Raw genomic sequence first — 1870 nt, forward strand, 5'->3', positions numbered from 1 at the left:
GAGGAGTGGGGCGTGCCGCTGCACGGCGACCGTGCCCTGTTCGAGAAGCTGAGCCTCGAGGGCTTCCAGGCGGGGCTGTCGTGGATCACGATCCTGCGCAAGCGCCCGCGGTTTCGCGAGGCGTTCGCCGGCTTCGAGCCCGAGACGGTCGCGGCGTTCGGCGACGCCGACATCGAACGGCTCATGGCTGACGCCGGCATCGTGCGCAACCGCGCGAAGATCGAGGCGACGATCGGCAACGCCGCCCTCGTGGCGGCGCTCGCCGACGGCGAGCTCGACACGCTGATCTGGTCGTTCGCCCCGACGCCGAGCGGTGCGCCGCGGGCCGCGTCCTACGGCGACCTGCCCGCGTCGACGGCGGAGTCCACGGCGCTCAGCCGTGAGCTGCGCCGACGCGGGTTCCGGTTCGTGGGACCGACGACGATGTACGCGCTGATGCAGTCGGCGGGGCTGGTCGATGATCACGTCGAGGGCTGCTGGCGCGCCGCGTGACGGGCGGATGCCGCGACTCAGCGTCCGGCGTCGAACAGGTGGCGTCCCTCGTGGCTGAGCACCTTGATGACCACACCGCGACGGCGCAGTTCGGCGACCGTGCGGGTCTCCTCGTCGATGCTGCGGCCGAGGGCGTGGATGCTGGCGACGACGACCACGTCGCCCGCCGACAGGGTGCCGAACAGGCGTACGAGCCGCTGCTCCCACGACTCCAGCGTCTCGGGGGCGGGGTGGCGGAAGCCGTCGATCGGCACGCCGAAGCGCGTGAGGTCGTCCCGCTGCTGCACGACCGACGGCATGTCGTCGCGGGCGACGACGAGTCCGACGAGCCGCGACCCGGCGGGACGGGCCCGCCACCAGTCCCGGTCGGCCTGCAGCTCGGTGAAGCACTTCGGGCAGTCGGCGGCGGCGTGGGGAAGGTGCACCGGGCTCGTCAGGGCATCGCCGCCCGTGGTCGCACGGGGGGACGGGGCATCCGTCTCGCTCATGGCCTCACCTCCGCTCGAACTCTAGTCGGCGCGGATGTGCGCGGCTCAGTCGTCGCCGTCGTCGAGCCGTAGTTCGAGGCTGATCTGGTCGGCGTCGAGTTCGGCGAGGGCGCGTCGGAGGGTCGAGGTCGAGTAGCCGCCGTGGGTGGAGATCTCGACGAGTCGGTCGCGCATCGCCTCGATGATGACGATGCGCAGCTCGAGGATCTCGCGCATGCGGCCGGTGAGCACCGCGTCGCGCGGTTCGGTCATGCGGGTGCCGACGTTCGCCGCCATGCCCTCGCTGAAGGCGGTGCCGTCGGCGCGGGTGAGCGTGGGGTCGGCGAGAGCGGTCGCGGCGGCGGCGCCCAGTTCCGCGTCGAGGCGCAGGTGCTCGTCGCTCGCCGCGTCGTCGTCGCTCGCGGGCGGGATGCGGAGGGCGCGCACGACGCTCGCGAGGGTGAACCCCTGACCGAAGAGGCTGAAGACGGCCACGAGGAACGCCACGAAGATCAGCAGCGAGCGGTGGTCGATGCCGGTGGTCGGAAGCGTCTGGGCGGCGGCCAGCGTGACGACGCCGCGCATGCCCGCCCAGGTGATGATCGTGCCCTGCTTCCAGCCGAGCGGTGACGATGCGTAGTAGTCGGCATCGGCGCTCAGGCCGGCGAAGCGGCGCCGCACGCGCTCCTCGTCACGGCGGAGCCGATCGGCCTGGCCGCGGTGCTCCTCGGGAATGGTGCCGTCGGCGATGCCCTTCAGCTTCGCGCTGTAGGTCGACAGGTCGAGCCGTGCGTATCGACGGGCGCGGGAGCGCATGCGCCAGAGCAGGAACGCCACATAGGCCGCGCGCAGCCCCAGCATGATGCCGAGCGCCGAGAGCGCCAGCCAGGCGCCGTGCCAGAGGCCCTCGT

Annotated in this window: 3 protein-coding genes; 1 reads left to right on the forward strand and 2 read right to left on the reverse strand. The window is 72.3% G+C overall.

From position 1 onward, the window contains the following. Positions 1 to 492, forward strand: a 492-nt coding sequence (locus ASG00_RS11195; RefSeq protein WP_056209622.1) for a DNA-3-methyladenine glycosylase I, incomplete at its 5' end; no start/stop codon positions are given. 17 nt (positions 493 to 509) lie between these two features. Here ASG00_RS11195 and ASG00_RS11200 read toward each other — a convergent pair. Both ASG00_RS11200 and ASG00_RS18220 read right to left on the reverse strand, forming a co-directional pair. Continuing rightward, positions 510 to 980, reverse strand: a complete 471-nt coding sequence (locus tag ASG00_RS11200) for a recombinase family protein (RefSeq protein ID WP_156454808.1) — start codon at positions 978 to 980, stop codon at positions 510 to 512. 45 nt (positions 981 to 1025) lie between these two features. After that, on the reverse strand, positions 1026 to 1870 hold an 845-nt coding region (locus ASG00_RS18220), incomplete at its 5' end, for a cation:proton antiporter domain-containing protein (RefSeq protein ID WP_235559513.1).

The organism is Microbacterium sp. Leaf351, assembly GCF_001423825.1.
Classification (GTDB): Bacteria; Actinomycetota; Actinomycetes; order Actinomycetales; family Microbacteriaceae; genus Microbacterium; species Microbacterium ginsengisoli.